This is a genomic window from Streptomyces sp. NPDC004610 (assembly GCF_040609715.1).
Classification (GTDB): domain Bacteria; phylum Actinomycetota; class Actinomycetes; order Streptomycetales; family Streptomycetaceae; genus Streptomyces.
In genome coordinates, this window is sequence record NZ_JBEXLA010000045.1 from 35,958 (window position 1) to 61,586 (window position 25,629).

Below are 25,629 nucleotides of genomic sequence, written 5' to 3' on the forward strand. Positions count from 1 at the left end.
ACCTCGGGACATGACGGAGGGGGCACGACGGCGCATCACTGTGCCGTCGTGCCCCCTCCGTCCGCGTCCGCGTCCGTGCCCGTGCGCTACGGGCGGGTCAGCACCAGCGCCGACGCGAAACCGCCGTGCCCGCGCGTCAGGACCAGCGCGCTGTCCACCCGCTCCGCGCGGGGCTCGGACCCGGTGATCAGGTTCACCCGGGGGTCGACCTCCTCGGGTCCGAGCCCTGGCACCGCCGGGATCAGACCGTCGCGCAGGGCCAGCAGCGCCGCCACCACATCCAGCGCCGACCCACCCGACAGCAACCGTCCCACCAGCGCCTTCGGCGCGCTCACCGGCACCCGCCGGGCACCGAACAGTTCCGCCAGCACCGCCGCCTCCGCCCGGTCCAGCGGCCCGCTGCCCACCGCGTCCGCGAAGACCACCCCGATGTCGTCCGGGGCCAGCCCCGCGTCCCTGAGCGCCGTACGGGCCGCCCGCAGCAGGCCCCGCCCGGAGCCCGCCGGGTCGGGGTCGAACGCCGAACCGTGCCCGGCGATCACCCCGTACCGGTGCGGAGCCCCCCGCTCCAGCGCCCCCGCGCGGGACTCCACGATCAGCACCGCCCCGCCCTCACCGGGCACATAGCCGGTCGACGCCGCGCAGAACGGCAGCCCCGCCCGCGCCGGATCATCGTCCCGGCACACCCCGTCCGCCACCGACAGCACCGACACCCCGTACGGGCACAGCATGCTGTCGAAGCCGCCGGCGGTCATCACCGGTGTGCCCGAGCGCACCCGGCGGCGCGCGTAGGACAGCGAGTCGACGCCGCCCGCCTGCTCGGAGACCACCACCCCGCCCGGCCCGCGCATCCCGTGCCGGATCGAGATCTGCCCGGTGTGCACGGCGTAGTACCAGGCGAACGACATATAGGGGCTGACCGACTCCCAGCCCGTGCCCCACTGGAGCTGGAGCTGTTGTTGACCGAACTCCAGCCCGCCGGTGACCCCGGTGACCGCCGTGCCCATCGCCTCGCCGGGCAACTGGGCCGGGATGATCGCCGCGTCCGCGAGGGCCTCGTCGGAGGAGAGCAGCGCCAGCCGGGTCAGCCGGTCGGTCTGCGGATGCATCCGCTTGGGCACGGCCACCTCCGCCTCGGACGCCGGTACCTCCGCCGACAGCCGCACCGGATAGCCCGAGGCGTCGAACCGGCTCGTCGGCCGGATCGCCGAGATGCCCTTCAGGGTGGCCGCCCAGTAGTTCTCGGTGCCGATGCCGTTCGGCGCGGCGACCCCGAGCCCGGTGATCACCGCGTCCTGCGCGCTGTCTCTCATGTCTGTCATCGGGACCGTCCCGCCGTCGTGAGCACCATCGCGCTCTGGAATCCGCCGAATCCGCTGCCGACCGTCAGCACCGCGTCCAGCCGCCGCTCGCGCGCGGTGTGCGGGACGTAGTCCAGATCGCACTCGGGATCCGGCTCGTGCAGATTCGCCGTCGGCACCACCACGTCGTGCTTCAGGGACAGCGCGCACGCGGCGATCTCGATCGACCCGATCGCGCCCAGCGAGTGCCCCACGATCGCCTTGATGCCGCTCATCGGCGTCCGGTGGGCGTGCTCGCCCAGGCTCCGCTTGACCGCGGCCGTCTCGTGCCGGTCGTTCTGCTTGGTGCCCGAGCCGTGCGCGTTGACATAGTCGATGTCGACGGGGTTCAGCCGCCCCTCGTCCAGCGCCGCGTCGATCGCCTCGGACATCTCCAGCCCGTCCGTCTTCAGCCCGGTCATGTGGTACGCGTTGCAGCGCGAGGCGTACCCGGCGACCTCCCCGTAGATCGTCGCCCCGCGCCGCCGGGCGTGCTCGTACTCCTCCAGGACCAGGACGCTCGCGCCCTCGCCCAGCACCAGCCCGTTGCGGGTGCGGTCGAAGGGGCGGCACGCGGTCTCCGGGTCGTCGTTGCGGGTCGAGGTGGCCTTGATGACGTCGAAGCAGGTGAGGGTGATCGGGGAGATCGGCGCGTCGGAGGCGCCCGTCACCATGACATCGGCGGTGCCCTCCCGGATCAGCTCGGCGGCGTACCCCACCGAGTCGATACCGGAGGTGCAGCCGGTGGAGATCACCGACGCCGGGCCCAGCGCCCCGCTGAGCAGCGCCACCTCGGCGGCCAGCGAGGTCGGGACGAAGTAGTCGTACAGATGCGGTCCGGCGTAGCGGGCGTCGACCAGCCAGGAGCGGCCCTCCGCGGACTGCACCGCGTACTCCTGCTCCATCGTGGTCGTGCCGCCGACCGCGCTGCCCATCGCGACCCCGGCCCGCTCGGCGAGTTCGCCGTCCAGGGTCAGGCCGCTGTCGAGCAGGGCTTCGCGGGCCGAGGCCAGCGCGAGCTGCACCATCCGGTCGGTGCGCCGGATCTGCTGCCGGGTCAGTCCGTGGGCCAGCGGATCGAAGTCGCACTCGGCGGCAACCCGGCACCGATGACCGCTCGCGTCGAACCGGCTGATCGTCCGGGTCGCGGGGGTGCCGCTGACCAGGCGCCGCCAGAACGCGTCGGTCCCGATGCCTCCCGGTGCCGTCACGCCGATGCCGGTGATCACGGCCCTTCGTGGCGTGTCTCGGACCATGGGACCTCCTTCGGGAATCGTTGGACGCAGGGTGCGTCCGCCCTCTCGACTCGCGCTTCAGGCCCGTCGGAGCCGGGGGCGCGGCGCCCGCCCCGGGGACCCCCTTCGAGCCGCCCGCCGAGCCGCCCGTCGAGTCGCCCTCGACGGGAGGTCGAGCCGTGCCGAGCACCGTGTGGCGCAGGCGTCGCGCAGCGCGCCCGGACGATCCCCCGACAGGCCCGAGCCCCGGGCCCGCGCGAAAGGAACTCCCGATGACCTCCCAGGCCATTCCCGACGTCCGGAAGTCGGTCGTCGTCCCGGTGCCGCCCGCCGACGCCTTCCGGGCGTTCACCGAGCGGCTCGCCGACTGGTGGCCGCCGTCGCACGTCCTGCTCACCACCGCCCGCACCGGCCTCGCCATGGAGCCGCGCACCGGGGGCCGTTACTACGAGTGGGACGCCGACGGCCAGGAGGTCGACTGGGGGCGGGTGCTCACCTGGGAGCCGCCGCACCGGCTGCTGCTGACCTGGCGGGTGGACGGTTCCTTCCGGCCGCTCCCCGACGACGAGGGGGCCAGCGAGATCGAGGTCCTCTTCACCCCCGAGCCCGGCGGCTCCACCCGCGTCGAACTGGCGCACATCCGGCTGGACCGCCTCGGCGCGGACGCGGAGCGCATCTTCAAGGCCCTGGACGGACCGAGCCCCGGCGAGACCCTCGCGCGGTTCGCCGAGGTCGCCCGATGACCGCGCCCGACACCCGCGCGGCCCCTGCCCCGGCTTCGGCGCCCGGCCCCCACGCGGCCCCGGCTTCGGCGCCGGGCCCCGGTCCGGCCCTCTCCCCGGCCCCGGGGCCCGGCACCGGGGCCGGGGAGCCCTCTCCCGCCGCGGCCCCCGCCCCGGCCGCCCCCGTCCCGGAACCGGCCCCGCACCCCCCGCCCGGCCAGGGCCACGGCACCCTCCTGGAGATCGCCGACGGCGTCCACGCCTACGAGCAGTTGCCCGGCGGCTGGTGCATGAACAACGCCGGGCTGATCGCGGACCGGGGCCGTGCCGTGCTGGTCGACACCGCGGCCACCCGCGCCCGTGCCCGGCGGCTGCGCGAGGCCGTGGAGCGGGTGGTGCCGGGCGGCCCGGACACCGTCGTCAACACCCACTTCCACGGCGACCATGTCTTCGGCAACGTCGAGTTCACCCCGGCCGCCACCGTCGTCGCCCACGACCAGACCCGCTCGGACATCGCGGAGGCGGGCCACGGTCTGTGCCGGCTGTGGCCCGCGGTGGACTGGGGTGACATCCCCCTCGTCCTCCCGGACATCACCTTCCCGGACGAGATGACCCTGCGCGCCGGGGGCCTGACGGTCCGTCTCCTCCACATCGGTCCCGCGCACACCCCCGGTGACGTGGTCGCCTGGATCCCCGAGCGCAGGGTCCTCTTCGCCGGGGACGTGGTCTGGTCCGGGGTCACCCCCTTCGTGCTGATGGGCTCGGTCGAGGGCTCCCTCCGCGCCCTGGAGGTACTGCGGGCCCTGGAACCGGAGGTGGTGGTGTCCGGGCACGGCCCCGTCGCCGGACCGGACGTCCTGGACGCCACCGCCGCCTATCTGGAGCGGCTGCGCGACCTCGCCCGGCAGGGACTGCGCACCGGCCGCACCCCCATGGCCACCGCCCGCGAGACCGACCTCGGGCCGTTCGCCGCACTCCAGGACCCGGAGCGGCTGGTCGCCAATCTGCACCGGGCCTACGCCGAGGCGGAGGGGCTCGCGCCCGGCGCCCGGATCGATGTCGCCACCGCCTTCCGCGAGATGGTCGCCTTCCACGGCGGCCTGCCCCCCTGCGCCGCCTGACCTCCCCTCCGTACGCCACGACACCCCCCCGGAGCACCCATGCCCTCCATGCCCTCCATGCCCTCCAAGTCCTCGTCCGCACCCACCCCCCGCAGGACCGCGTTCATCACCGGCGCCAGCAGCGGCATCGGCCTCGCGGTCGCCCGTGGCCTCGCCGCCCAGGGCATCGCCGTCTACGGCTGCGCCCGTGACGCCAAGAACATCGCCGCCGTCGTGGACGAACTGCGGGCCGAGGGCCATGAGGCGGACGGCACCTCCTGCGATGTCACCTCCGCCGCCGAGGTCGGCGCCGCCGTGTCCGCCGCCGTCGACCGGTTCGGCTCGATCGACATCCTGGTGAACAGCGCGGGCCGCAACGGCGGCGGCCAGACCGCCGACCTCGACGACGACCTGTGGGAAGAGGTCCTCGCCACCAACCTCACCGGGGTCTTCCGGGTCACCCGCGAGGTGCTGCGCCACGGCGGGATGCGCGAGGCGGGCTGGGGTCGCATCATCAACATCGCCTCCACCGGCGGCAAACAGGGCGTGATGTACGCGGCCCCCTACACCGCGTCCAAGCACGGCGTCGTCGGCTTCAGCAAGTCCGTCGGCTTCGAACTCGCCAAGACCGGCATCACCGTCAACGCCGTCTGCCCCGGCTATGTCGAGACCCCGATGGCCGTCCGGGTCCGCGAGGGCTACGCCCGGCACTGGGGCATCACCGAGCAGGACGTCCACGACCGCTTCACCGCCAAGATCCCCCTGGGGCGCTACTCGACGCCGGAGGAGGTGGCGGGTCTGGTCGGCTATCTGGTGACCGACACCGCCGCCTCGATCACCGGCCAGGCGTTGAATGTCTGCGGGGGGCTCGGCAACTACTGATCGCATGGCCCGGACGACCGCTGCCCGAGCAGAGGCGGCCGGAGGAGCGGGAGGCAGTGTCGCGGGCTCCTCGTCATGGGGCGGTGCGGTCGCGGTCGAGTGCGGGCTCCTCGGGTTCGGGTTTGATCGTGGTGATCTCCGCCTTGAGGTGGCCGAGGTAGTTGTCCCGGTAGTCGAGCACGATCATTCCCTCGGGATTGGCCGGGGAGACGGCGTTGTCGAAGGCCACGAGTGCCGCGATGGGCCACCAGCGGACGGTGCCGTTGCGCTGCGTCATACGGATTTTGAGTTCGACGAACGCGGTGTTGATGACGGAGTGGTCGTAGCGCAGGGCACCCTCTCCCGGCAGGACCGCGGTGTTGGCGAAGGGCATGGCGTTGGCGGCGCCCTCGGCGCTCATCGTGAGCGTCTGGGTGCCCATTTCCAGTTCGAGGGCGTAGCCGGGGAAGACGGTCTGGTGGGTCTGCCGGTAGGCGTCCACCTCACGCGGTCGCATCGAGGCAGCCACATAGAGGCCCAGGATCCTGCCGTTGGACAGCAGCGGCAGCTGCTCCCGCGGTACGTGGGTGAGGTCCGCCGGGGTGGAGTCGTCCACCGGGCCGGAGGGGCGGGCGGGATCGGCGAGGAAGAGGCCGTACTGCCCGATCAGCATGCTCTCGTGCGGGCGGGTGTGCCGGGCCTGCACGGTGCGGACCACCGCCCTGGGCGGCGCCTGCTCGTGCCGGATGAGCCGCTGGACCTCGCGCAGAACGTCCTCCAGGACGGCCGACCAGACCTGATCCCACTGCTGGGGCGAGAGATTCATCCGGAACGGATTCTGCCCGAGCCTGGCGAGGAGTCGTTTCTTCCCCTCGCGGGCGAAGTCGGCCTCGGTCGCGGTGACGTTCGGGTGCGGACGGCCGTTCTCATCGGCGAACTCCGGGCGCACCCGGTGCAGGGGATCGGCCGGGTCGCGCCAGGGGAAGGCGTTGTCCATGTCCGGGTCGGGGTGCAGCCGGTACTCGACGTAGGAGGTGATGCGCAGTTCCTCGTCCTCGTCCATCGGCGCGTCGGCGTCCTCGGGCGCCATGGTGTGCACGGCCCAGCTCTGGTCGAGGTGCTGGACGTCGTACACCGGGATGCGCCGGGGCGGCGCTGCCGTCTGCGGCAGCGGGAAGGCCGGCTGCCAGTGCTCACTGCCGTCCGGGCCGCCGATCTCACGGACCACGTCGACCGTCTCGTACGCCGGCTCGGCGGGCGCCCCCGGCACAGGGGGTTCGCCGTCATGGGGCCCGACGACCGTGTACGGGGTCAGTTGGACGCCGTTCCAGTTCCACACCCGCAGTCTCCGGCCGAAGATCCTCGCCGCCGCGTGCGGTGCGACATCCCCGGTCACGTTGTTGTACTGGCCCGCGTTCCCGATGTCATGGGCGATCTGCAACCGCTGGTCGTCGCCGAACCACTGCTGGGCCTCGTTCACCGCGTCCATGAAGCCCGGATCGTCGCGCGACCTCCCCGACCGCAGGGCCGCGTCCTCGGCCCACATGGTCCGGGCGGTGAAGTCCAGCGCCCCGCTCCAGTAGCGCCGTTGCCCCGGCGGTCGCGTCAGGTCGTCGAACAGGCCGAACGACAGGCTGGTGCGGAACTGCTGTGCCTGCCACGGGACCCCGTTGCCGTCCTGCTGAGGGATCACCCGGGCCAGCACATGCATGAAGCAGTCCCCGTCCCGGACGATGTCCTCCACCCGCAGTCCCTGCTCGGCGGCCCGGCGCCGCAGGCCGCCCGACCGAACGGCAGCAGCGTGCCGCGATTCGCTGTGCAGCCATATCCTGCCGCGCGACTCCGAGAAGGCCAGCCCCACGTCCTCGAACGCGCGGCGCAAAACCGGGTCGGACAGTCTGCCCGTCGCCTTCAGGTTTCTCAGGAACGTTCCGAAGTTCTCACCTTCGAACACGGTGGACTCGGCTGGTGTGAAGCCTCTCATTTCGGGGTTCTCGGCATAGAATCTCCGGGTTATCTCAGCCCATTCCGAGTTGGGCTTCTGGTTTTCGGACTTCAGGAGGATGAAGTTGTGCAGGTCGGCCAGCTCGAAACCTGATTCCAGCAGTGCCGCGCGAAGATCCGGATCGTCCTTCCGGGCGGTCGACTTGATGCCGTTCAAGAAGCTTCCGATATTGTGCCCGTCGAATGTGGCGTTCTTGTCGGGTACTACGCCTCGCCTCTGGGGGTAGGTGCTGGCGTACTTCCGGAGGATTGCGGCCCAATTCGTTCCGCGCCGGTCGAGGAGTTTGATCTTCTTGTTCTCCGTGGTGAAATGGAAACCCGCCTCCGTCAGGGCGTCCCGCAGTGTCGGGTCGTCGCTTCTGCCGATCTTGAGTCGTTCGAAGTGCCCTCCGATATTGTGCCCTTCGAACACCTCCGCTTTTTTGGGCATTACGCCCACCTTTTTGGGGTTCTGCTCATAGTATCTCCGGATCAATTCGGCCAATTTGGCGCCGGAGAGGTTGCCCTGCCTGGATTTGGCAGGGGGGTAAGGACTGGAGCGCTCGCTCTCCTTCTCCTCCTTTCCGCCTTTCTCGTTCCTCTTGTTCGGGGCACCGCCGCGAACACCGGGGGCGGGGCGTGGCGGGACTCCGGTGATGTCGCTGACGATGCGGGTTTCGGTGGCGTGGCGGTCGGACGGGTCCGGTGTGCCGGGGAGGCTGTCGGCGGGGTCGGCGGTGGGGAAGGTGTCCTGGAGGGCCTCGGCGATCCGCTGGATCTGCCGCCAGTACGTCTGCCGGTGCTCCTGTGGGTTTGTTGTCGTGGTGGTGGCGGGGCCGAGGTCGATGGGTGCGGGGTGGATGAGCATGGCCCGCCGCACCCAGGACGGCGGTATGTCCGAGAGGCCGTGGTCGGCCAGCGCCTCTTCGAACGCCGTCGCGGAGGCAGGGTCGTCGGCGTCGACCGCCGGGGAGAGTCCGTCGGCGGGCCGCTTCCCGGCGGCGGTGGGACCGGGGCCGTACGAGGTGCCGGGGAGACCGGTGCCCTCGGCGGTATCGGCGGTATCGGCGGTGTCGGCGGGGGCGACCGTTCGGTCCGGGTCGTCCGGCGTGCCGGACAGGATGTCGAACACGCGCTGCGCCGAGGAGAGAGACCCGGGGGTGGTGCCGGGGGCGCCCTGCGCGTCGGTGCGGGCCGGGGTGCCGTCCGTCGGTGCGAGACGGGCGGGGCCGGGCCGGTCGCCGCCGAGGCCGTCCGGCTCCGGACGCCGCGGCGGCGGCGCCGACCGGTTGACGACGGGGTGCGTCCGCCCGGGTCCGGTCCCCTCCTTCCAGACGTTCCGCGGCGTCGGCCCGATGCCGGACAGCAGGGCGGACACGGCGAGGCTGCCGGCGAGGCCGTGCAGGACGGCACGCAGCACCGCCCCGGAGAGCAGACCGGCCTCCGCGCCGGTGATCGCGGTGAACTCGCCATGGCTCACCCCGCCGTGGAGCCCCTGGAGCTGACGGAGCGGGGGCAGCGGCGACGGAGCGCCGTCCGGGCCGGTGAACGCGCCGTCGCCCTGCTGCCCGAACACCGCCCGCAGACCCCTGTCCATGGCGTCGTCCGTGTTCACCATGCGGGTGATGGTGTGGGGGGACGGGTAGGGGGCGTACTTCTTTCCGCTGCGGGTCTCACGGGACGGGCCCGCCTCGGTGGCCTGCCGCTGCGCGTGCCCGGCCGCCTCGACGGCCACGACGGCACTGTCCGCGGCGGCGAGTGCCGCCGAGTGGCGGGCGCGGATCGCCTCGGGCGCGCCGGAGTCCGGTCCCGTCATGGTGTGCAGGTCCCGCAGCTTCCGGTGCACCACCCCGAGTTGCCAGGCGGTGTTGTCGGGCAGACTGAGGCCCGAGGCGTGCTGGACCGCAGCGGCGGCCAGCTCCGCGGCGATGTCGCCGGGCAGGACCGGACCCGGACGGCCGTCGGGCCCGGCTTCCGTCAGGCCCTCGACGGATGCCAGGAGCGCGCCGATCCGCTCCACCAGGGAGTGCTGGAGGTACTGCCGCCACACGGCGGGGAGCCGGGAGGCCCGGTAGGCGGCGAAGCGGGCGCTCTGGTCGTAGGCGTGCTGGGCGGTCCTGGCGATCTCGTCGAAGGACGCCTCCAGGGCGTCGGCGGTCATGAACCTGCTCATGGTGCCGGTGCCCTGACGCAGATCGGGGCGGGGCGAGTACTGCCGCAACTCGAACAGCGCCAGGGGGCGGTTCGCGCCGAGGCTGGTGTCCATGCCCATCTCGGCCATCGTCGTCATGGACGTGAGGTGGACCGGGCCGCCCGGCGTCGCCGGTCCCATCAGCACCGTGTCCAGGCTCCGCCGGGGACTCTCGAAAACGTCGGGCCGGGTGTCCATGATCCGTGCCAGGACCCGGTTCGTCACGTTCGGCGCGGTCGCGCGCAGCAGTTCGGTCAGACTGGTGCCGAACAACTGCGTGATGTGGTCGCGGTTCCTCAGCAGGAAGTGCCTGGCCGGTGTGCTCAACGCTCTGTGCAGATCGGGGAAGGCCACCCGGGACGCGACCGGGATCATGTTCCTCACGATCCGCTCCGGCTGGACGTGCGTCTGGTAGGCGAGCGCCGCCGCATGCAGGTAACCCATCTGCAGATAGCCGTGCAGTTCGGTCAGGGCGGGGAGGTAGGCGAGGAACGGGCGGTGCCGCGCCTCCAGCGTCCACTGGGCGCCCTGCTCCTGCTGTCCGAGCGATTCCCCGGCATAGCGCTCCGTGACCGTGTCCGCGAAGCTGCGGGCCGTGTCGACCAGCGGAATCAGCTGATTGACCCGGAGCCGCCCGCGCGCGAGGTCGAGCAGGGGAGTGAGTCCCGCGACGGGTACCCCGACGGTGAACTGGGTGTAGGCGGGGTGATCCGGACCCGCCGTCGAGGGATGGACCCTGACGGACTCCATCCCGGGCGCCACTTCCCAGGAGGGGTCCTCGCTCAGCAGGTCCACCAGCGTCCTGGGCCGCGGGCCGGTGGACCGCCCCAGCATCGCGCGCACGCTTCTGTGCAGGGCGAACCCCACGTCCCGCCCGGCCCCCCGGTCCTCCCGCAGCGCCCGGAGCGGCGCTCCCACCAGTTCCGGGATGAACAGGCCCCGAGGCTGGGCGCCGGGCCCCGCCTGGGACCGCCATCCGTGCAGGGTGGTACCGGACTGGAAGAACTGGTGGGCGTCCACGACGAGTTGTGCCCCGCTGGGACGGCCCGCGATCAGGTGCCGGGCCAGCACCATCCCGGCTTGGAGTTGCTTCCCGTCCCAGCTCAGCGGGAACAGCAACTCGACCTCGTAGCCGATCCGGTGGAACACGGACGACGTGGGCGCGTCGGTCAGGGCGTCCGCATCCGGGACACGGTGGCGGGGCGCGGGGCCGAGCGGGTGGTCGGCCTCGGTCCCGTCGCGGCGGACCGGCCGGGTGGGATCGGTGACCGTCCCGTCCGGAGCGATGATCACCGCCCGGGTGTGCAGGGCGGGGGTGTCTCCCCGGCCGGGACCGATGCCCGGTCCGGTGGTCCCCGGGGAGGTGACGGCGAGGGCCTCCGTGATCCGCCGGCCGACGGTGTGCGGGGCGGTGACCGGGCGGTCCTCGGTGATCCGCGCGCCCGGCTCCGCCTGCATCTCGATCCAGCGGATCCCCTCGTCCGTCTGATGGGCGGCGTAGGCATGGCCGTCGTCATGGGGGCGCCGGGTCAGGATCAGCGCGGTGGCGCCCGGACCGACGAGGGCGAGGGCCTGCTCCAGCGCCTGCCACGAGAAGACGGTCGCCCAGCCCGGCCCCCGCGCCAGGCGCTGCTCGGTCGCCCGTCCCGCACCGTGCACCGGACGAGGCCCGGCGGAACCGGTGCCGGTGCCGGTGTCGAGGACGGAGTCGTCCACCGTGGTCGGGGAGCGCACATCGCTGTGCGCGGCGGCCGGTACCCGTCGCGCGTCCAGCGGCCGGGGCGGATGCAGGACGGCGGTGAGGGACTCCAGCAGGATCACACACGCGCCCCAGGAGTGGAGATCGTCGCCGGGCAGCCGCCCGGACCGGCGGGCGGTGTCCACGGCGGTGTCCACGACCGTGCGCAGCGCCGCCACCGTACGGACGGCCGGGCGGCCCGACGGACGCGGCGACCCGCGGCCGGGGTCCGTGACCGGATCCGGCGGCACACGATCCGCCGACGCGTCGTCACCGTCGGCCGGGCGGCCGGTGGGACGCGGCGACCCGCGGCCGGGGTCCGTGACCGGATCCGGCGGCACACGATCCGCCGACGCGTCGTCACCGTCGGCCGGGCGGCCGGGGGGCCGCGGCGACCCGTGGCCGGAGCCCGTGACCGGATCCGGCGGCATACGACCCGCCGACGCGTCGTCACCGGGCCGCGCCTCCCCGCCCGTCCGGCCGGACTCGTGAGGCGGGTGGGCGACCCTGCCCGTGCCGGGGGCGGGCAGGCTCCTCGTCGCCGCCGTACCGACGGGCCGGGACGGCGGGTTCAACGGCACGCCTCGCGCCAGCACCTGCGCGAGGCGTGCCCTGGCGTCGGCCCGGAGGTCGGCCATCATCCGGTCCAGCCCCGCGTCCATGACCGCGTTGAGGTCCGCGTTCAGGACGTAGGGCTGGTGGAGGCTGCGCTGTCGGGTGTGCCGGGTGCGGGCCGGACCGGCTGTCCCGGGGCGCTGATCGGCGTCCCAGCCCTGCCCCGCGAGGCCCCGCAGAGCGACCTGGATGTCCTCCTGGGCCCGCTGGTAGCGGTCCCGGAGCGCGGGGTACGGGACCCCTCCGGCCGTCCGGGTGCCGTAGAGCCGCTGCCCGAGCGTCTGGTGGAGCTTGCTGAGAAGGGCGGTGACCTCCTCCTCGCGGTTTCCTCGCTCGGCGTGGTCGAGCACGGCCTCGGCCAGCGCGGCACTGCCCGGGACCGTCAGCGCGCGCCACCGGGCCCCCTTGTCGTCGGTCTCCACCGTGTCCTCCAGCGCGCCGAAGACCTGGCCGACCTGGCGCACCAAAGGGTCGGCGAGGCGTCTGTTCAGCAGGTCGCCCAGGCCGGTGGTGTCCGCGGGGGCGAGCGTGCGGGCCTCATGGTGGGACCGGGCGGCCACCGCCCTGACCTCGTCGAACGAGGCTTCCAGCGCGTCGGGCGTCATGCTCGTGCGCCGGGGGCCCTGACGCAGTTCGGGGCGCGGCGTGTAGCGGCGCAGTTCCATCAGGACCAGCGGCGGATCGGTCCCGCCCTCGTTGTCGTCCAGCCCGTCGTAGTCCTGCATACCGGTCATCTGCCACTGGGTGAGCGGGGCACCCAGCGACGAGGTGCCGCTCAGCACGGTCGAGAGCCGGTCCCCGAGCGTGTGCGACTCGCCCTCGGCCTCGTCCGTGTACGTCTCCGAGAGGAGGTCGGTGAGCTGGTCCCCGTCCACCTCGGGCTCCACCTCGCGGTAGAGGGCCGTCATGCGCTCCAGGAACAGCCGGGTGGCGTCGTCCGTCCGCCGGTCCAGGAAGCCGACGACCCCCGGTGCGAGCGCCTCCCTCACCTGGTGGAACGGCGTACGCAACGCGCCCGGCAGCAGGTTCTTGGGGAGCGTGTCCGGCCGCTCGAACCGGTGGAAGGGATACGCGGCGACATGGTTGAAGCCCACCCAGGCGTAGCCGTGCAGTTCGGCCAGGCCCGGCAGCCGGGACAGGAAGGGGTACTCGGACGGTTCCGGCCGCCGCCCCAGCAACTCCTCGGCGTACAGCGCGGTGAGGCGGTCGGCGTAGTCCCGCGCCGCGTCCACGAGCGGCGTCAGCCACTCCTGCTCCAGGCGGGCCCGTGCCAGATCGAGCATGGCGGTGAACCCGCTGGTGGGGACACCCACCGTGAGCTGACTGTAGGCGGCGTGGCCGGGCCCCGCAGGGGAGGGAGTCACCCAGACCTCGGTCATCCGGGGCTCCACCGTCCACCCCGGAACCGTATCCAGCAGGGTCGCGAGGTTGAGGGTGCTGCCCGTTGTGTCCGTGCGTTCCAGGGCCAGCCGAAGGTCCCTGTGCACCGCGAACGCCTCCGCCGCCGGCGACCAGTCCTCACCGGCCAGGACCGCCGAGGGCGCTGACGCCAGCTCCGGGATGAACCTCCACTCCGCCCTGGCCCCCGGCCCTGCGGCTCTGGCGTAGGCGTGAACGGTCCCGTCGGCGGCGATGAAGAACGTCCGCTTGTCGACGACCAGCTCCGCCCCCGACACATGACGGGCCAGTACGTCCTTCTCCTCCAGAGGAGGCTGCACCCCCGGCGGCAGTTCCAGCGGATACAGCAGCTCCACCTCGAAGCCCAGCCCGTGGAACTCATTGCTGCCGGGCGGGTCGACGAGAGCGTCGACCGTGGCCGTGCGCCGCACCGTGGCCATGGCTTCGGCCGGGTCGGTCCGCAGCGGATGCGCGGCGGCCTTCCCCTCCGCGCCGACGAGGGGCTGTGCGGGGTCGGTGATCCGCCCGTCCGAGGCGATCAGGACGGCACGGGTCCGGAACGGCCAGTGCGCGGGCAGCGCATCGCGCACTCGCTTGTCGGAACGTTCCGCCTGCGGCTCGACCCAGCGGACGCCCTCATCGCTCTGGTACAGCGCGTAGGCATGCCCCGCGCCGGACCGGTGCTGGGTGAGGATCAGCGCGGTCGAGCCCGGACCGAGGTGGGCGAGCCCCTCGGTCAGGTCCTGCCAGGAGGTGACGGGGCCCCATCCGGGACCGGGCGCCAGGCGCTCCTCGGCGTCTCGGGTACGGATGACACTGTCGTCGACGGACGCCGCGGCCCGTACCGCGCGGGGGAACGGGGTGTCGGAGGCAGCCGGGTAGAGCCGGCTGACGAGGTGCTCCAGCAGGAGGAAGCAGTCGAGGCGGTTGGGAGGGGGCGGGGTGCTCCGGGTGGTGTCCGGGCCGTGTGCGTGGTCGTCCGTGCGATCTGTGGCGTTCGTGCGGTTCGTGGCGCCTGTGTGGTTTGTGCGGTCCGTGCGGTTCGTGCCGTCCGCCGCGTCGGACTCGGCACGGACGGCGGTGATCGCGGCGTCCACGGCGGTACGCAGCCGCTGCTCGCTGTGGACGCCGAAGGTTGGGGGAGGGGGCGTGGGTTGGGGGTCGGGGTCGATGTCGGTGAGTTCGGTGACATCGGTGAAGTCGGTGAAGTCGGTGCTCACGGTGAGAGCCGAGTCGTCGCTGTCCCGGGAGACGACGCTGACGTTGTCGGAATCCAGGTCCGATACATCCGTCTCGTCTGCGCGGGTGTCCGGCACGGAGGTGAGTGCGGTGAAGAGGTCACCGCGTGTGTGGGTGCTGGCGGTCGTGGGCCGGTCGCTGAGGGGCTGACCGACCGTTGGCCGGGGCTCGGCGGGCCTGGGCTCCGGGGTTCTGGGGTCGGCGGACCTGGTGTCTCCGGTCCTGGGTACGTCGGCCGAGTTCCGCACCGCGCCGAGAGGCTCCCCCGGTGTGGTGCCCGGCCCGACGAGCGGCGGGAGCGGCGGGAGCGCGGGCCCCTGTCGCTGCTGCGGGGCGGACGGCTGCTCCCGACCGTTGCCCGCCCCTGTCTCCGCCACCCTCTCCGGCACCGTCTCCGCCACCCTTTCCGGCACTGGCACTTCGCCGGGCCGGTCGGGGGTCGGCGTCGGGCTGTCGAGGCGCGGGCCGCCGTTCAGCGGCTCGCCCAGTCCCCCCGCACTCTCCGGTGAGGCATCGCTCAGGGAACCGTGGGCGGTGGTGCTCACAACCGGCGTGGGGCCGAAACCAGGCATGCCCGGTACGTCGAAGGCGCCGACGCCGCTCAGCGGGCCGGACACCGGACCCACTCCCTCGAACCGCGTACCGCCCCCGATGCCGGTCGCGGGCGGGCCGGTGTCGATGTCGCCGGTGACGGCTCGGGTCGGGGCCGAGGCTCCGCCGGTGGTGCCGTGGTCGGTGGTGCCGTTGTCGGTACTGGTCGTGGAGAGCGGCCCCGGCCCACCCACGTTCAGGACCGCGTTCTTCAGACTCAAGTTCAGGTCCGGCAGCTTGAACTTGGCCGCGAGCCAGTCCGCGCCCATGGTGAAGGCGTCCGCGAAGCGTTCGCTGGAGATCGCGGTCAGGAAGGCGCCACCGCTGATGCTCACCTTCTGCTGGGTGATCACGTTGTAGACCACCTCCGAACCGACGCCGGTCACACCGTCGCCGAGGCCATGGACGGAGAACTCCAGGAGCTTGCCGCCCCATCCCCGTGGCCCGAACCAGTGCCCCACCCGCTGGGACATGACCCGCACCACGTCGTCGCCGAGCCCGGACACCGGTAACCGCCCGTCGAGCAGTACCGACCGCAGCGCGTCACCGAGACCGTCGCGGTCGAGGTTCCCCAGAAACGCGTCCGCCCAGTCCCTGCCCAGCCTCCGCGCGGGACCGTCGCCGCCCATGCCGTCACCGAACCGGCGGGCGAAGACCTCCCCCATGCCGTCGACGAACGACCGGCCCACGGTGACCGGGTCACCGGCCCGCGACAACCGCCCCACCACACCGGACACCTGATCGGCGAAGGCTCTCGCGAACACCGTGTCCGTGTTCCCGGTGAAACCGTCGGCGTCCTGACCCGGCCGGGGCCTCGGCACGGGCTTCGGCACCGCCCCGCGCTCAGGCGGGTCGGCGGCATCCTTGACCGGTGGCCCACCCGGCCGCCCGGCCAGCGCCGTATCGAGCTCGTCGAACAGACCGTCCCCGGCACCGCGGGCCGTCCCCTTCAGCAGGTTCTGCGCCAGCCAGGACGCGGCGAACTGGACGGGCACCGCGACGAACCCGGCCACCGCCCCGGACCCCGCCGCCTGCGTCAGATACGACTTCCCATGGCGGGTGTGCTTGCCCTGCCGCGCCAGCCTCCACTGCGCCAGCCGGTCCATCGCCACCGCCAGCCCGACCTGGAGCACCTGCTGCTCCACGATGGCCGCCAGCACCCTGAACTTGAGGCTGGCGAGGAGCCTGCCGTAGTGATTGCGCAGGAACGCCTGCCGCATCAGCGCCTGGGTCGGATTGAAGAGCGCCATCACGAACGTCGCCGCGAACTCCACCAGGAACATGCCCAGCTGGAACGCGATCATGAGATTCAGATACTCGACCTGATAGGCCGACTCCTCCATGGCGTCGCCCAACTGCCGCGCCGCGTCCCGCAGACCCGTCAGCACGGCCCGGCCCTCCGGCTGCGCCAGGGTCAGCATCGCCTCGTAGTACGCCTCGCTGAACCGACCGTCCGACTCACCCGCCACCGACTGGGCCAGCCGCACCACCAGCTCCTGCACCTCGGTGAGCTGTGCCTCCAGCTCACGCTGCGGTGCCACCAGCTGGAGGCGCATCAACTTCGGGTCGGCATCGGGCATCTGCTGCCCGGTCAACACGAGGAACAGACCGTTCAGCTCATCAGAAACCATGCAGTTGCCCGAGTCCCTCGTGCGTGCCGTGCCAGAACGCTCGCAAGACTACGAGCTGTCATCACTGTTCATGTCTGCGTGTCCGGGTCCGCGTCTGGTGGGGCAGGGAGCCTGCATCAACGGGAGCCTCGCCGTATAACCTGGAGGAATGCTCAGAGAGGTCACCGCCACCCGGTACGTCGAGCCCCTGCGCTCCGGCGGCTCCGTCCCGGGTGTGGTGGAGGCCGACGACTCCGGTACCTATGTCCTGAAATTCACCGGCTCCGCGCAGGGCCGCAAGGCGCTGGTCGCCGAGGTGATCGTCGGGGAGCTGGCGCGGGCGCTCGGGCTGCGCTTCCCGGAGCTGGTGCTGGCGCACTTCGACCCGGAGATCGCCGCCGATGAACCGCACGCGGAGGTGCGGGCGCTGCACCGGGCCAGTGCGGGGCTCAATCTCGGCATGGACTATCTGCCGGGCGCCCGGGACTTCACCCCCGAGGTCGCGGGGACGTTCCGGGTCGACCCGGCGGAGGCGGGCCGGATCGTCTGGCTGGACGCGCTCACCGTGAATGTGGACCGTACGATCCACAGCTCCAACCTGATGATCTGGCCGACCCTGGGCACCGTCCCGCCCCGGCTGTGGCTGATCGACCACGGGGCGGCCCTGGTCTTCCACCACCGCTGGGACACCACCGACCCGGCCAGGCGCTACGACTTCCGCCATCACGCCCTCGGGTCCTACGGCCCGGATGTCACCGCCGCCGATGCCGAGCTGGCGCCCAAGGTGACCGGGGAGCTGCTCACCCGGATCGCCGCCGAGGTGCCGGACGCCTGGCTGGCGGACGAGCCGGGGTTCGCGACCCCGGACGCGGCCCGCGCCGCGTATGTCGCGTTTCTGCTGGCCCGGGTGCGGGCGTCCGCCGCCTGGCTGCCCACCGGCTTCCCGACGTCCGAGGAGATCGCCGCCGAGGAGGAGCTGCGGGCCGCGAGGACCCGGCAGGGCCGCCCGGCCTGGCTTCAGCAGGTCCCCGACCTGCACGGCAGACCACAGGTCGAACAGGATGGGTCGGTGCATTCAGGATGAGCCGTGTTCAGATCGAGTACTGCACCCAGTGCCGCTGGCTGCCGCGCGCGGCCTGGCTGGCGCAGGAGCTGCTCACCACCTTCGAGTCCGAGCTGACCGAACTGGCCCTCAAACCGGGCACCGGCGGGGTGTTCGTGGTCCGGGTGGACGGCGAGGTGGTCTGGGATCGCCGTGAGCAGGGCTTCCCGGAGCCCACGGCGGTCAAGCGGCTGGTCCGCGACCGGGTGGCCCCGGGACGCACCCTGGGCCACTCCGACCGGACCGCCACCGCCGACTGACTAACCCCTGAGCTGCTCGTACGCAGGCAGGGTGAGGAAGTCGGCGTAGTCGGCGTCCAGGGAGACCGCCAGCAGCAGATCGTGCGCCTGCTGCCAGTGCCCGGCGGCGAACGCCTCCTCGCCCAGCTCCGCGCGGATGTCCGCCAGATCCTCCGCGGCGACCTTGCGGGCCAGTTCGGCGGTGACCGGCTCACCGTTGTCGAGGACGACCCCCGCGTTGATCCACTGCCAGATCTGGGAGCGGGAGATCTCGGCGGTGGCCGCGTCCTCCATCAGATTGAAGATGGCGACCGCGCCCATGCCCCGCAGCCAAGCCTCGATGTACCGGATCCCCACCTGCACCGCGTTGACCAGGCCCGCGTAGGTCGGCTTGGCCGCCAGTGAGTCGACGGCGATCAGCTCGGCGGCCGTCACACGCACCTCCTCGCGCAGCCGGTCCTTCTGGTTCGGCCGGTCGCCGAGCACCTTGTCGAAGGACTCCATGGCGATCGGCACCAGGTCGGGGTGGGCGACCCAGGAGCCGTCGAAGCCGTCCCCGGCCTCCCGGTCCTTGTCGGCGCGGACCTTCTCGAAGGCCACCTTGTTGACCTCGGGGTCCCGGCGGGACGGGATGAACGCCGCCATGCCGCCGATCGCGTGCGCCCCCCGCTTGTGGCAGGTGCGGACCAGAAGCTCGGTGTACGCCCGCATGAACGGGGCGGTCATCGTCACCGCGTTGCGGTCCGGGAGGACGAACTTCTCACCGCCGTCGCGGAAGTTCTTGACGATGGAGAAGAGGTAGTCCCAGCGGCCGGCGTTCAGCCCGGAGGCGTGCTCGCGCAGCTCGTAGAGGATCTCCTCCATCTCATAGGCGGCGGTGATCGTCTCGATCAGGACGGTGGCGCGGACCGTGCCCTGCGGGATGCCCACGTAGTCCTGCGCGAAGACGAACACCTCGTTCCAGAGCCGGGCCTCCAGATGCGACTCGGTCTTCGGGAGGTAGAAGTACGGGCCCTTGCCGAGGTCGATGAGGCGCTGCGCGTTGTGGAAGAAGTACAGCCCGAAGTCCACCAGCGCGCCGGGCACGGGTGTGCCGTCGGCGTCGACGAGATGCCGCTCACCCAGATGCCAGCCGCGCGGGCGCATCACGACGGTGGCGAGTTCCTCGTCCGCCTTGAGCGCGTACGCCTTGCCGGAGACGGCGTCGGTGAAGTCGATGTTCCGGGTGTAGGCGTCGCGCATATTGACCTGGCCCAGGATGACGTTCTCCCAGGTGGGCGCGGAGGCGTCCTCGAAGTCGGCGAGCCAGATGCGGGCGCCGGAGTTGAGGGCGTTGATGGTCATCTTGCGGTCGGTGGGGCCGGTGATCTCCACCCGGCGGTCGTTGAGCGCGGCGGGGGAGGGGGCGACCCGCCAGGTGTCGTCCGCGCGGATCGCGGCGGTCTCCGGCAGGAAGTCCAGGGTCGAGGTGCGGGCGATCTCGGCACGGCGCTCCGCCCGGCGGGCGAGGAGTTCGTCCCGCCGGGGCGTGAACCGGCGGTGCAGCTCGGCCACGAAGGCGAGCGCCGCGTCGGTCAGGACCTCCTCCTGCCGGGGCAGGGGCTCGGCGTCGACGATGGCCAGCGGAGACGGCGCTGGTGCGGACATGAGCTGTCACTTCCTTCAGCGAGCTACTTCAGCGAGCTATTTCGGCGGGCCAGATCGGCGGGCTGCTTCGGCGAACCATGCGCATCGCCGCCACGCACACGCGTGGCACCGGGTGCCCATGCAGGCAAAAAGGGCGACACCCACCCGAGAGAGACGGACGACCCTTCTGAACAGTGGATAGTAGTTTCCTCATGGTGGAAGTTCAACGGTCTGTCGATATCGAGAATCACGGATTCGAGCCAAAGTGGCGCAGGGTGCCACCGCACTCACTCAAGGTGGCCGAGATCGTCCTCGGTGTCGATGTCGTACGCACGCGCCACGTCCCCGCACTCCACGAGCGCGATCTGCGCCCCGTGCGCCCTCAGATACGCCCGTGCCCCCTGATCCCCGCTCGCGCTCCGGGCGATCCCCTCCCAGTGCGCGGCCCCGAACAGCACCGGATGCCCGCGTACGCCGTCATAGGCGGCCGAGACGAGTGAGCGCCCGCCCGCGTACGCCCCGAGCACCCGGCGGACCGCCTCCGGGCCGATCCCGGGCTGGTCCACCAGCAGCACCAGCGCCGCGCGGGCCCCCGTCCCCGCCAGCGAGTCCAGCCCCGCACGCAGCGACGATCCCATGCCCCGCGCCCAGTCCGGGTTGTCCACGAGCACGCACCCGTCGAGCCGCGCCCGTGCCCGCACCTCCTCCCCGGCCGCCCCCAGCACCACATGCACCCGCTCACATCCGGCCGTCCGCAGCACTCCCACCGCGTGCTCCACCAGCGGCCGTCCCCGATGCGTCAGCAGCGCCTTGGGCCGCCCGCCGAGCCGCCGCCCCCCACCGGCCGCGAGCAGTACCCCGGCGACCGGGCCAGGGCCGTCTTCCCGTTCTGTCATGGCTCCTGCTTACCCCACCCGTGCGCCCGGGGGCGCACACGGCGGAGTCAACCGCGCGTTCCCCGGAGCGCCGGGGGCGCGCACGGCGGACTGAATTTCGGCCCGCGTGGTGGCGCGCGCCGCTCCGGGTGGCGTTTACTGACCCGCGTCCGCCGGTGCCGACCACCCCCGGCGGGCGACAGGGCGGGAACACGAAGGGACAGCGCACGAGCGCGTGCGCAGGGGGAGAACTGTGTTCAACAGCTTGGGGCAGAAGCCTCTGACGGGCAGTGGTGACGATCCGAGGGTGAGGGAGCTGCGCACCGCCGTGTCCCGGCTGCGCCGCGAACTCGCCGCGCATCCGGCGGACTTCCCGGACCGCACCATCGCCGAGGACGAACTCGCGGCCCTGGCCGCCATGGTCACCCACGGCCCACCCGAACCCCCGTGCCTGCGCCGCTCCCTCCTCCTCATCGCAGCGGCCATCGGCTCGGTCAGCGCCCTGTCAAGGGGCCTGGGGGAGGTGAGGCGGGCGGTGGAGTCACTCGCCGAATCGCCGAGGACCTAGCGGCCGGGGGAGGGCTATTGGTCTTTGAGGTCTTTTGGATCTTTTAGGGGCGCTGGGGGCATCCCCGCTGGGGGAGAACTGCGCGAGAAGCGACCACAACCCGCACCCGCCCCCCTACCTCCCCCCCCGGCAGGGGCTACGCGCCAGAACTCGCGAGCGCCTCCGACAACTCCAGGGCGATCCCCTGAAGCACCGGCACGATCCGCTCCGTCGCCTCCTCCGTCACCCGCCCCGCGGGCCCGGAGATGGAGATCGCCGCCGCCGTGGGCGAATCCGGCACCGGCACGGCCAGGCACCGCACCCCGATCTCCTGCTCGTTGTCGTCCACCGCGTATCCGGCGCGCCGTACATCCTCCAGCGCCGCGAGGAAGCCGTCCGCCGTGGTGATCGTCTTCTCCGTCGCGGCCGGCATCCCGGTCCGGGCCAGCAGAGCCCGCACCTCCTCCGGCGGGAACCCGGCGAGAAGCGCCTTGCCGACCCCGGTGGAGTGCGGCAGCACCCGCCGCCCCACCTCGGTGAACATCCGCATGGAGTGCTTGGACGGCACCTGCGCCACATACACGATCTCGTCGCCGTCGAGCAGGGCCATGTTCGCGGTCTCGCCGGTCTCCTCGACCAGCCGGGCGAGGTAGGGGCGGGCCCAGGTGCCCAGCAGCCGGGACGCCGACTCACCCAGCCGGATCAGCCGGGGCCCGAGCGCGTACCGCCGGTTGGGCTGCTGGCGTACGTACCCGCAGGCGACCAGGGTGCGCATCAGACGGTGGATGGTGGGCAGCGGCAGTCCGCTGCTCGCGGAGAGTTCGCTGAGGCCGACCTCGCCGCCCGCGTCCGCCATCCGCTCCAGCAGGTCGAAGGCGCGCTCAAGGGACTGGACGCCGCCGCTGGGCTGGGACTTGGCGGAGTCGGTGGTGCTGGCGCTCGACGTCGGCACGGCGCGTTCCTTTCGGGGCGGGCAGGAAGGGCAGAAGCCTACCCGGCGGCCGGTCGGCTGCCCGCTGGTGCGGAGCCGGGGTCCCCTGGGGACACCAGGGAACCCCAGGGTTCTACCCACCGGAAGTGTAATTCCGCTTTGCGGAAACGTCCAGATGTGTGTGTCGGGTGCACCGTGGAAGAAGTGTGCCTCTTGACGGGGCTCGGGCGGGAGTGAAGACTCCAGCAGCAGATTCGACTTCAACAAAACGTTGAATGGAGAGGGGTGTGCGTGTCCGACCATGAACGGGTGGCCGACCTGGTGGCGGACCCGGTGGCCGACCTGGTGCTGCGCTCGACGCGGGTCGTCACCCCCGAGGGGATCCGCCCGGCGTCCGTCACCGTCACCGACGGCACCATCACCGCCGTACTGCCCCATGACGCCGGGGCCGGTGGCAGGCGGGTGGTGGACCTGGGGGACCGGGCCCTGCTGCCGGGGCTGGTGGACACCCATGTGCATGTGAACGACCCCGGCCGCACCGAGTGGGAGGGCTTCTGGACCGCGACCCGCGCGGCGGCGGCCGGTGGCATCACCACCCTGATCGACATGCCGCTCAACTCCCTCCCGCCCACCACCACCGCCGGGAACCTCAAGGTCAAACAGGCGGTCGCCGCCGACAAAGCGCATGTCGACGTCGGCTTCTGGGGCGGCGCCCTGCCCGGCAACACCGCGCAGCTGCGCCCGCTGCACGACGCCGGGGTGTTCGGCTTCAAGGCGTTCCTGTCACCGTCGGGCGTGGACGAGTTCCCGCATCTGGACCGCGCCGGGCTGGACCGGGCGCTCACCGAGATCGCCGGGTTCGGCGGGCTGCTCATCGTGCACGCCGAGGACCCGCACCGGCTGGCCGGGGCCCCGCAGCACGGCGGCCCCCGGTACGCCGACTTCCTGGCCAGCCGCCCCCGCGCCGCCGAGGACACCGCCGTCGCCGCGCTGCTCGCCGCCGCGAAACGACTGGACGCGCGGGTGCACATCCTGCACCTCTCCTCCTCCGACGCCCTGCCGCTGATCGCGGCGGCCCGCGCCGAGGGCGTCCGGGTCACCGTCGAGACCTGCCCGCACTATCTGACCCTGACGGCGGAGGAAGTGCCGGACGGGGCCAGCGAGTTCAAGTGCTGCCCGCCCATCCGGGAGGCCGCCAACCAGGATCTGCTGTGGGCGGCGCTCGCCGACGGCACCATCGACTGCGTGGTCACCGACCACTCCCCGTCCACCGCCGACCTCAAGACCGCCGACTTCGCCACCGCCTGGGGCGGCATCTCCGGTCTCCAGCTCTCCCTGCCCGCGGTCTGGACGGCCGCCCGCGCCCGGGGCCACGACCTCACGGACGTGGTCCGCTGGATGTCCGCCCGCACCGCCGCCCTGGCCGGTCTGGACCACCGCAAGGGCGCCATCGCCCCCGGCCGCGACGCCGACTTTGCGGTCCTCGCGCCCGATGAGACGTTCACTGTCGACCCGGCGGCCCTCCAGCACCGCAACCGGGTCACCGCGTACGCGGGCCGCACCCTGTCCGGCGTCGTCACGTCCACCTGGCTGCGCGGCGAACAGATCTACGCGGACGGCGAGTTCACCCCACCGAAGGGACACCTCCTCACCCGGCCCACCCCCACCCCCCACTGACCAACCCCCCTCCCACTCCCCGAGAGGAAGAAGAGATCCCGTGACGGCGATTCCGAGTTTCACCGGTGACGCGCAGCCCTACGGAGGCGGTGACCCGTACGCGGACCACCGCACCGCCGACTTCCCCTTCACCCGGTACGCCGATCTCGCCGACCGCCGGCTCGGCGCCTCGGTCGTCGCCGCCAACGACGAGTTCTTCGCCCAGCGGGAGAATCTGCTGCTGCCCGGCCGGGCCGCGTTCGACCCCGGGCACTTCGGGCACAAGGGCAAGGTCATGGACGGCTGGGAGACCCGGCGCCGCCGCGGGGTCTCCGCCGGGCACCCCTGGCCCGCCGACGGGGACCACGACTGGGCGCTGATCCGGCTCGGCGCCCCCGGCGTCGTCCGCGGGATCGTCGTCGACACCGCCCACTTCCGCGGCAATTACCCTCAGTCGGTGTCGGTCGAGGGCACCGCCGCCGATGGCTCGCCCGCGCCGGAGGACCTGCTCGCCGACGGCGTCAAGTGGACCACCCTGGTGCCGCGCACCCCGGTCGGCGGCCACGCGGCGAACGGCTTCGCCGTCTCGCTGGAGCAGCGCTTCACCCATCTGCGGGTCAACCAGCACCCCGACGGCGGGATCGCCCGGCTCCGGGTCCACGGCGAGGTCGCCCCGGACCCCGAGTGGCTCGCTGCGCTGTCGGTCTTCGACGTGGTGGCCCTGGAGAACGGCGGGCGCGTCGAGGACGCCTCCGACCTCTTCTACTCACCCGCCGCCCACACCATCCAGCCCGGCCGCTCCGGCAAGATGGACGACGGCTGGGAGACCCGCCGTCGCCGCGACCGGGGCAACGACTGGATCAGCTACCGGCTCACCGCCGAGTCCGAGATCCGCGCGATCGGCATCGATACGGCCTACCTCAAGGGCAACAGCGCGGGCTGGGCCTCGGTATCCGTCCGCAACGAGGCGGACGGTGAGCAGGAAGAGTGGCGGGAGATCCTCCCGCGCACCCGCCTCCAGCCCGACACCGCCCACCGCTTCCCCCTCCCGGCCCCGTCCCCGGCGGCCACCCACGCCCGCATCGACATCTACCCGGACGGCGGCATCTCCCGCCTCCACCTCCACGGCACCCTGACGGACCACGGCCTCGCCACCCTGCGCGCGCGCCACCAGGAACTCGGCGGGTAGGGCGGTCGCGGTCCCGGGCGGCCTCGCTGTCCTGAGCGTCCGGCATCGGGATCTCGGCGGTGCGGGCGATTGCGGTCCCGGGCGGCCTCGCTGTCCTGAGCGTCCGGTATCGGGATCTCGGCGGTGCGGGCGATTGCGGTCCCGCGCGGCCTCGCCACGCTGGGCGTCCGCCAAGAGGGGGCCGCCTTGGGCGTCCCGCCCCCAGCAGGTTGCCTTGGGCGCCCTGCACCCAGGGGGCCGCCCTGTGGGCCTGCACCCAGGAGCCTGCCTTGGGCGCCCTGCCCCCAGGCCGCCGCCCTGTGCGCCTGCCTCCCGGGGGCCGCCCTGTGCGCCTGCCTCCCGGGGGCCGCCCTGCGCGCCCCGCCCCCAGGACGCCGCCCTGTGCGCCCGCCACCAGGAACCCGGCGATGAGGGCCTGCCGCCTGGGCCCCGACGCGCGCCCCGGCCGTCGCGGGCGTTCAATGGAAGGGGCCTTGGCCCGGGAGCCCTGGGCCGCTCGGACCCCGCCGGGACCTCGCCCGGCCCCCGGGACCTCGCTCGGCCCCCGGGACCCCGCCCGGACCCCCGGGACCCCGCCGGGATCGCGCGCACCCCACCGGCCCCCCGGACCGCGCGCACCCCGCCGGGGCCTCGGCACCACGGACCCCGCCGGGCCCCTCGTACCCGGACCGCGCGGCATGGCGGGCGAGCCCCCCAAGCCCCCGGTGTCGCCGCGACCGGCGATGAGTTCCGGGGGTCCGGGCGGCCCCCGGTGTCGCCGCGACCGGCGATGAGTTCCGGGGGTCCGGGCGGCCCCCGGTGTCGCCGCGACCGGCGATGAGTTCCGGGGGTCCGGGCGGCC

General features: G+C 72.7%; 14 protein-coding genes. 8 read left to right on the forward strand and 6 right to left on the reverse strand.

The window, feature by feature from the left end:
- Nucleotides 1–86 precede the first annotated feature (86 nt).
- Both ABZX40_RS36010 and ABZX40_RS36015 read right to left on the reverse strand, forming a co-directional pair.
- The gene (locus ABZX40_RS36010; protein WP_355747126.1) at nucleotides 87–1,322 is read right to left on the reverse strand and encodes a beta-ketoacyl synthase N-terminal-like domain-containing protein; all 1,236 of its coding nucleotides are present in this window, start codon (nucleotides 1,320–1,322) and stop codon (nucleotides 87–89) included.
- A complete protein-coding gene (locus tag ABZX40_RS36015) occupies nucleotides 1,319–2,596 on the reverse strand; it encodes a beta-ketoacyl-[acyl-carrier-protein] synthase family protein (RefSeq protein ID WP_355747129.1) in 1,278 nt (425 codons plus the stop codon). Before ABZX40_RS36015 ends, ABZX40_RS36010 begins: the two co-directional genes overlap by 4 nt.
- 251 nt (nucleotides 2,597–2,847) lie before the next feature.
- On the opposite strand from ABZX40_RS36015, the gene ABZX40_RS36020 reads away from it, so the two are divergent.
- The 3 genes from ABZX40_RS36020 to ABZX40_RS36030 are packed head-to-tail and all read left to right on the forward strand — an operon-like array spanning nucleotide 2,848 to nucleotide 5,279.
- Nucleotides 2,848–3,318: an SRPBCC family protein gene (locus ABZX40_RS36020; protein WP_355747132.1), complete on the forward strand. Its 471-nt coding sequence runs from the start codon at nucleotides 2,848–2,850 to the stop codon at nucleotides 3,316–3,318.
- Nucleotides 3,315–4,418, forward strand: a complete 1,104-nt coding sequence (locus ABZX40_RS36025) for an MBL fold metallo-hydrolase (protein WP_355747135.1) — start codon at nucleotides 3,315–3,317, stop codon at nucleotides 4,416–4,418. The genes ABZX40_RS36020 and ABZX40_RS36025 overlap by 4 nt, the downstream gene beginning before the upstream one ends.
- A 39-nt stretch (nucleotides 4,419–4,457) precedes the next feature.
- A complete protein-coding gene (locus ABZX40_RS36030; protein WP_355747138.1) occupies nucleotides 4,458–5,279 on the forward strand; it encodes an SDR family NAD(P)-dependent oxidoreductase in 822 nt (273 codons plus the stop codon).
- 73 nt (nucleotides 5,280–5,352) lie between these two features.
- Here ABZX40_RS36030 and ABZX40_RS36035 read toward each other — a convergent pair whose 3' ends face one another.
- Complete coding sequence (locus tag ABZX40_RS36035; protein WP_355747140.1) at nucleotides 5,353–16,644, reverse strand: hypothetical protein; 11,292 nt, start codon at nucleotides 16,642–16,644, stop codon at nucleotides 5,353–5,355.
- Nucleotides 16,645–16,792: 148 nt separating this feature from the next.
- Here ABZX40_RS36035 and ABZX40_RS36040 point away from each other — a divergent pair, with 148 nt between their 5' ends.
- The gene (locus ABZX40_RS36040; RefSeq protein ID WP_355747143.1) at nucleotides 16,793–17,707 is read left to right on the forward strand and encodes a HipA family kinase; all 915 of its coding nucleotides are present in this window, start codon (nucleotides 16,793–16,795) and stop codon (nucleotides 17,705–17,707) included.
- Entirely contained in the window at nucleotides 17,704–17,985 is a 282-nt protein-coding gene (locus ABZX40_RS36045; protein WP_355747146.1) for a SelT/SelW/SelH family protein, read from the forward strand. Before ABZX40_RS36040 ends, ABZX40_RS36045 begins: the two co-directional genes overlap by 4 nt.
- Here ABZX40_RS36045 and aceB read toward each other — a convergent pair whose 3' ends face one another.
- Nucleotides 17,986–19,611 (reverse strand): malate synthase A, encoded by a 1,626-nt coding sequence (gene aceB, locus ABZX40_RS36050; RefSeq protein ID WP_355747149.1) that lies wholly within the window; start codon nucleotides 19,609–19,611, stop codon nucleotides 17,986–17,988.
- 266 nt (nucleotides 19,612–19,877) lie between these two features.
- Entirely contained in the window at nucleotides 19,878–20,486 is a 609-nt protein-coding gene (locus ABZX40_RS36055) for a nucleotidyltransferase family protein (protein WP_355747152.1), read from the reverse strand.
- 259 nt (nucleotides 20,487–20,745) lie between these two features.
- Between ABZX40_RS36055 and ABZX40_RS36060 the strand changes: the two genes are divergently transcribed.
- Nucleotides 20,746–21,033, forward strand: coding sequence for a DUF5955 family protein (locus ABZX40_RS36060; protein ID WP_355747218.1), 288 nt, complete (start codon nucleotides 20,746–20,748; stop codon nucleotides 21,031–21,033).
- 136 nt (nucleotides 21,034–21,169) lie between these two features.
- Here the strand turns inward: ABZX40_RS36060 and ABZX40_RS36065 are convergent, their stop codons facing one another.
- A complete protein-coding gene (locus ABZX40_RS36065; protein WP_355747155.1) occupies nucleotides 21,170–21,964 on the reverse strand; it encodes an IclR family transcriptional regulator in 795 nt (264 codons plus the stop codon).
- A 300-nt stretch (nucleotides 21,965–22,264) separates the two neighbouring features.
- Between ABZX40_RS36065 and allB the strand changes: the two genes are divergently transcribed.
- Together allB and alc are read left to right on the forward strand one after the other, a co-directional pair.
- Complete coding sequence (allB, locus tag ABZX40_RS36070; protein WP_355747221.1) at nucleotides 22,265–23,620, forward strand: allantoinase AllB; 1,356 nt, start codon at nucleotides 22,265–22,267, stop codon at nucleotides 23,618–23,620.
- A gap of 40 nt (nucleotides 23,621–23,660) precedes the next feature.
- Complete coding sequence (alc, locus tag ABZX40_RS36075) at nucleotides 23,661–24,788, forward strand: allantoicase (protein WP_355747158.1); 1,128 nt, start codon at nucleotides 23,661–23,663, stop codon at nucleotides 24,786–24,788.
- The last annotated feature ends 841 nt before the right edge of the window (nucleotides 24,789–25,629 follow it).

Coding starts and splice junctions, on each gene's coding strand:
- ABZX40_RS36010 (WP_355747126.1), bottom strand. CDS start 1,322: ATGACAGACATGAGAGACAGCGCGCAGGACGCGGTGATCACCGGGCTC.
- ABZX40_RS36015 (WP_355747129.1), bottom strand. CDS start 2,596: ATGGTCCGAGACACGCCACGAAGGGCCGTGATCACCGGCATCGGCGTG.
- ABZX40_RS36020 (WP_355747132.1), top strand. CDS start 2,848: ATGACCTCCCAGGCCATTCCCGACGTCCGGAAGTCGGTCGTCGTCCCG.
- ABZX40_RS36025 (WP_355747135.1), top strand. CDS start 3,315: ATGACCGCGCCCGACACCCGCGCGGCCCCTGCCCCGGCTTCGGCGCCC.
- ABZX40_RS36030 (WP_355747138.1), top strand. CDS start 4,458: ATGCCCTCCATGCCCTCCATGCCCTCCAAGTCCTCGTCCGCACCCACC.
- ABZX40_RS36035 (WP_355747140.1), bottom strand. CDS start 16,644: ATGGTTTCTGATGAGCTGAACGGTCTGTTCCTCGTGTTGACCGGGCAG.
- ABZX40_RS36040 (WP_355747143.1), top strand. CDS start 16,793: ATGCTCAGAGAGGTCACCGCCACCCGGTACGTCGAGCCCCTGCGCTCC.
- ABZX40_RS36045 (WP_355747146.1), top strand. CDS start 17,704: ATGAGCCGTGTTCAGATCGAGTACTGCACCCAGTGCCGCTGGCTGCCG.
- aceB (WP_355747149.1), bottom strand. CDS start 19,611: ATGTCCGCACCAGCGCCGTCTCCGCTGGCCATCGTCGACGCCGAGCCC.
- ABZX40_RS36055 (WP_355747152.1), bottom strand. CDS start 20,486: ATGACAGAACGGGAAGACGGCCCTGGCCCGGTCGCCGGGGTACTGCTC.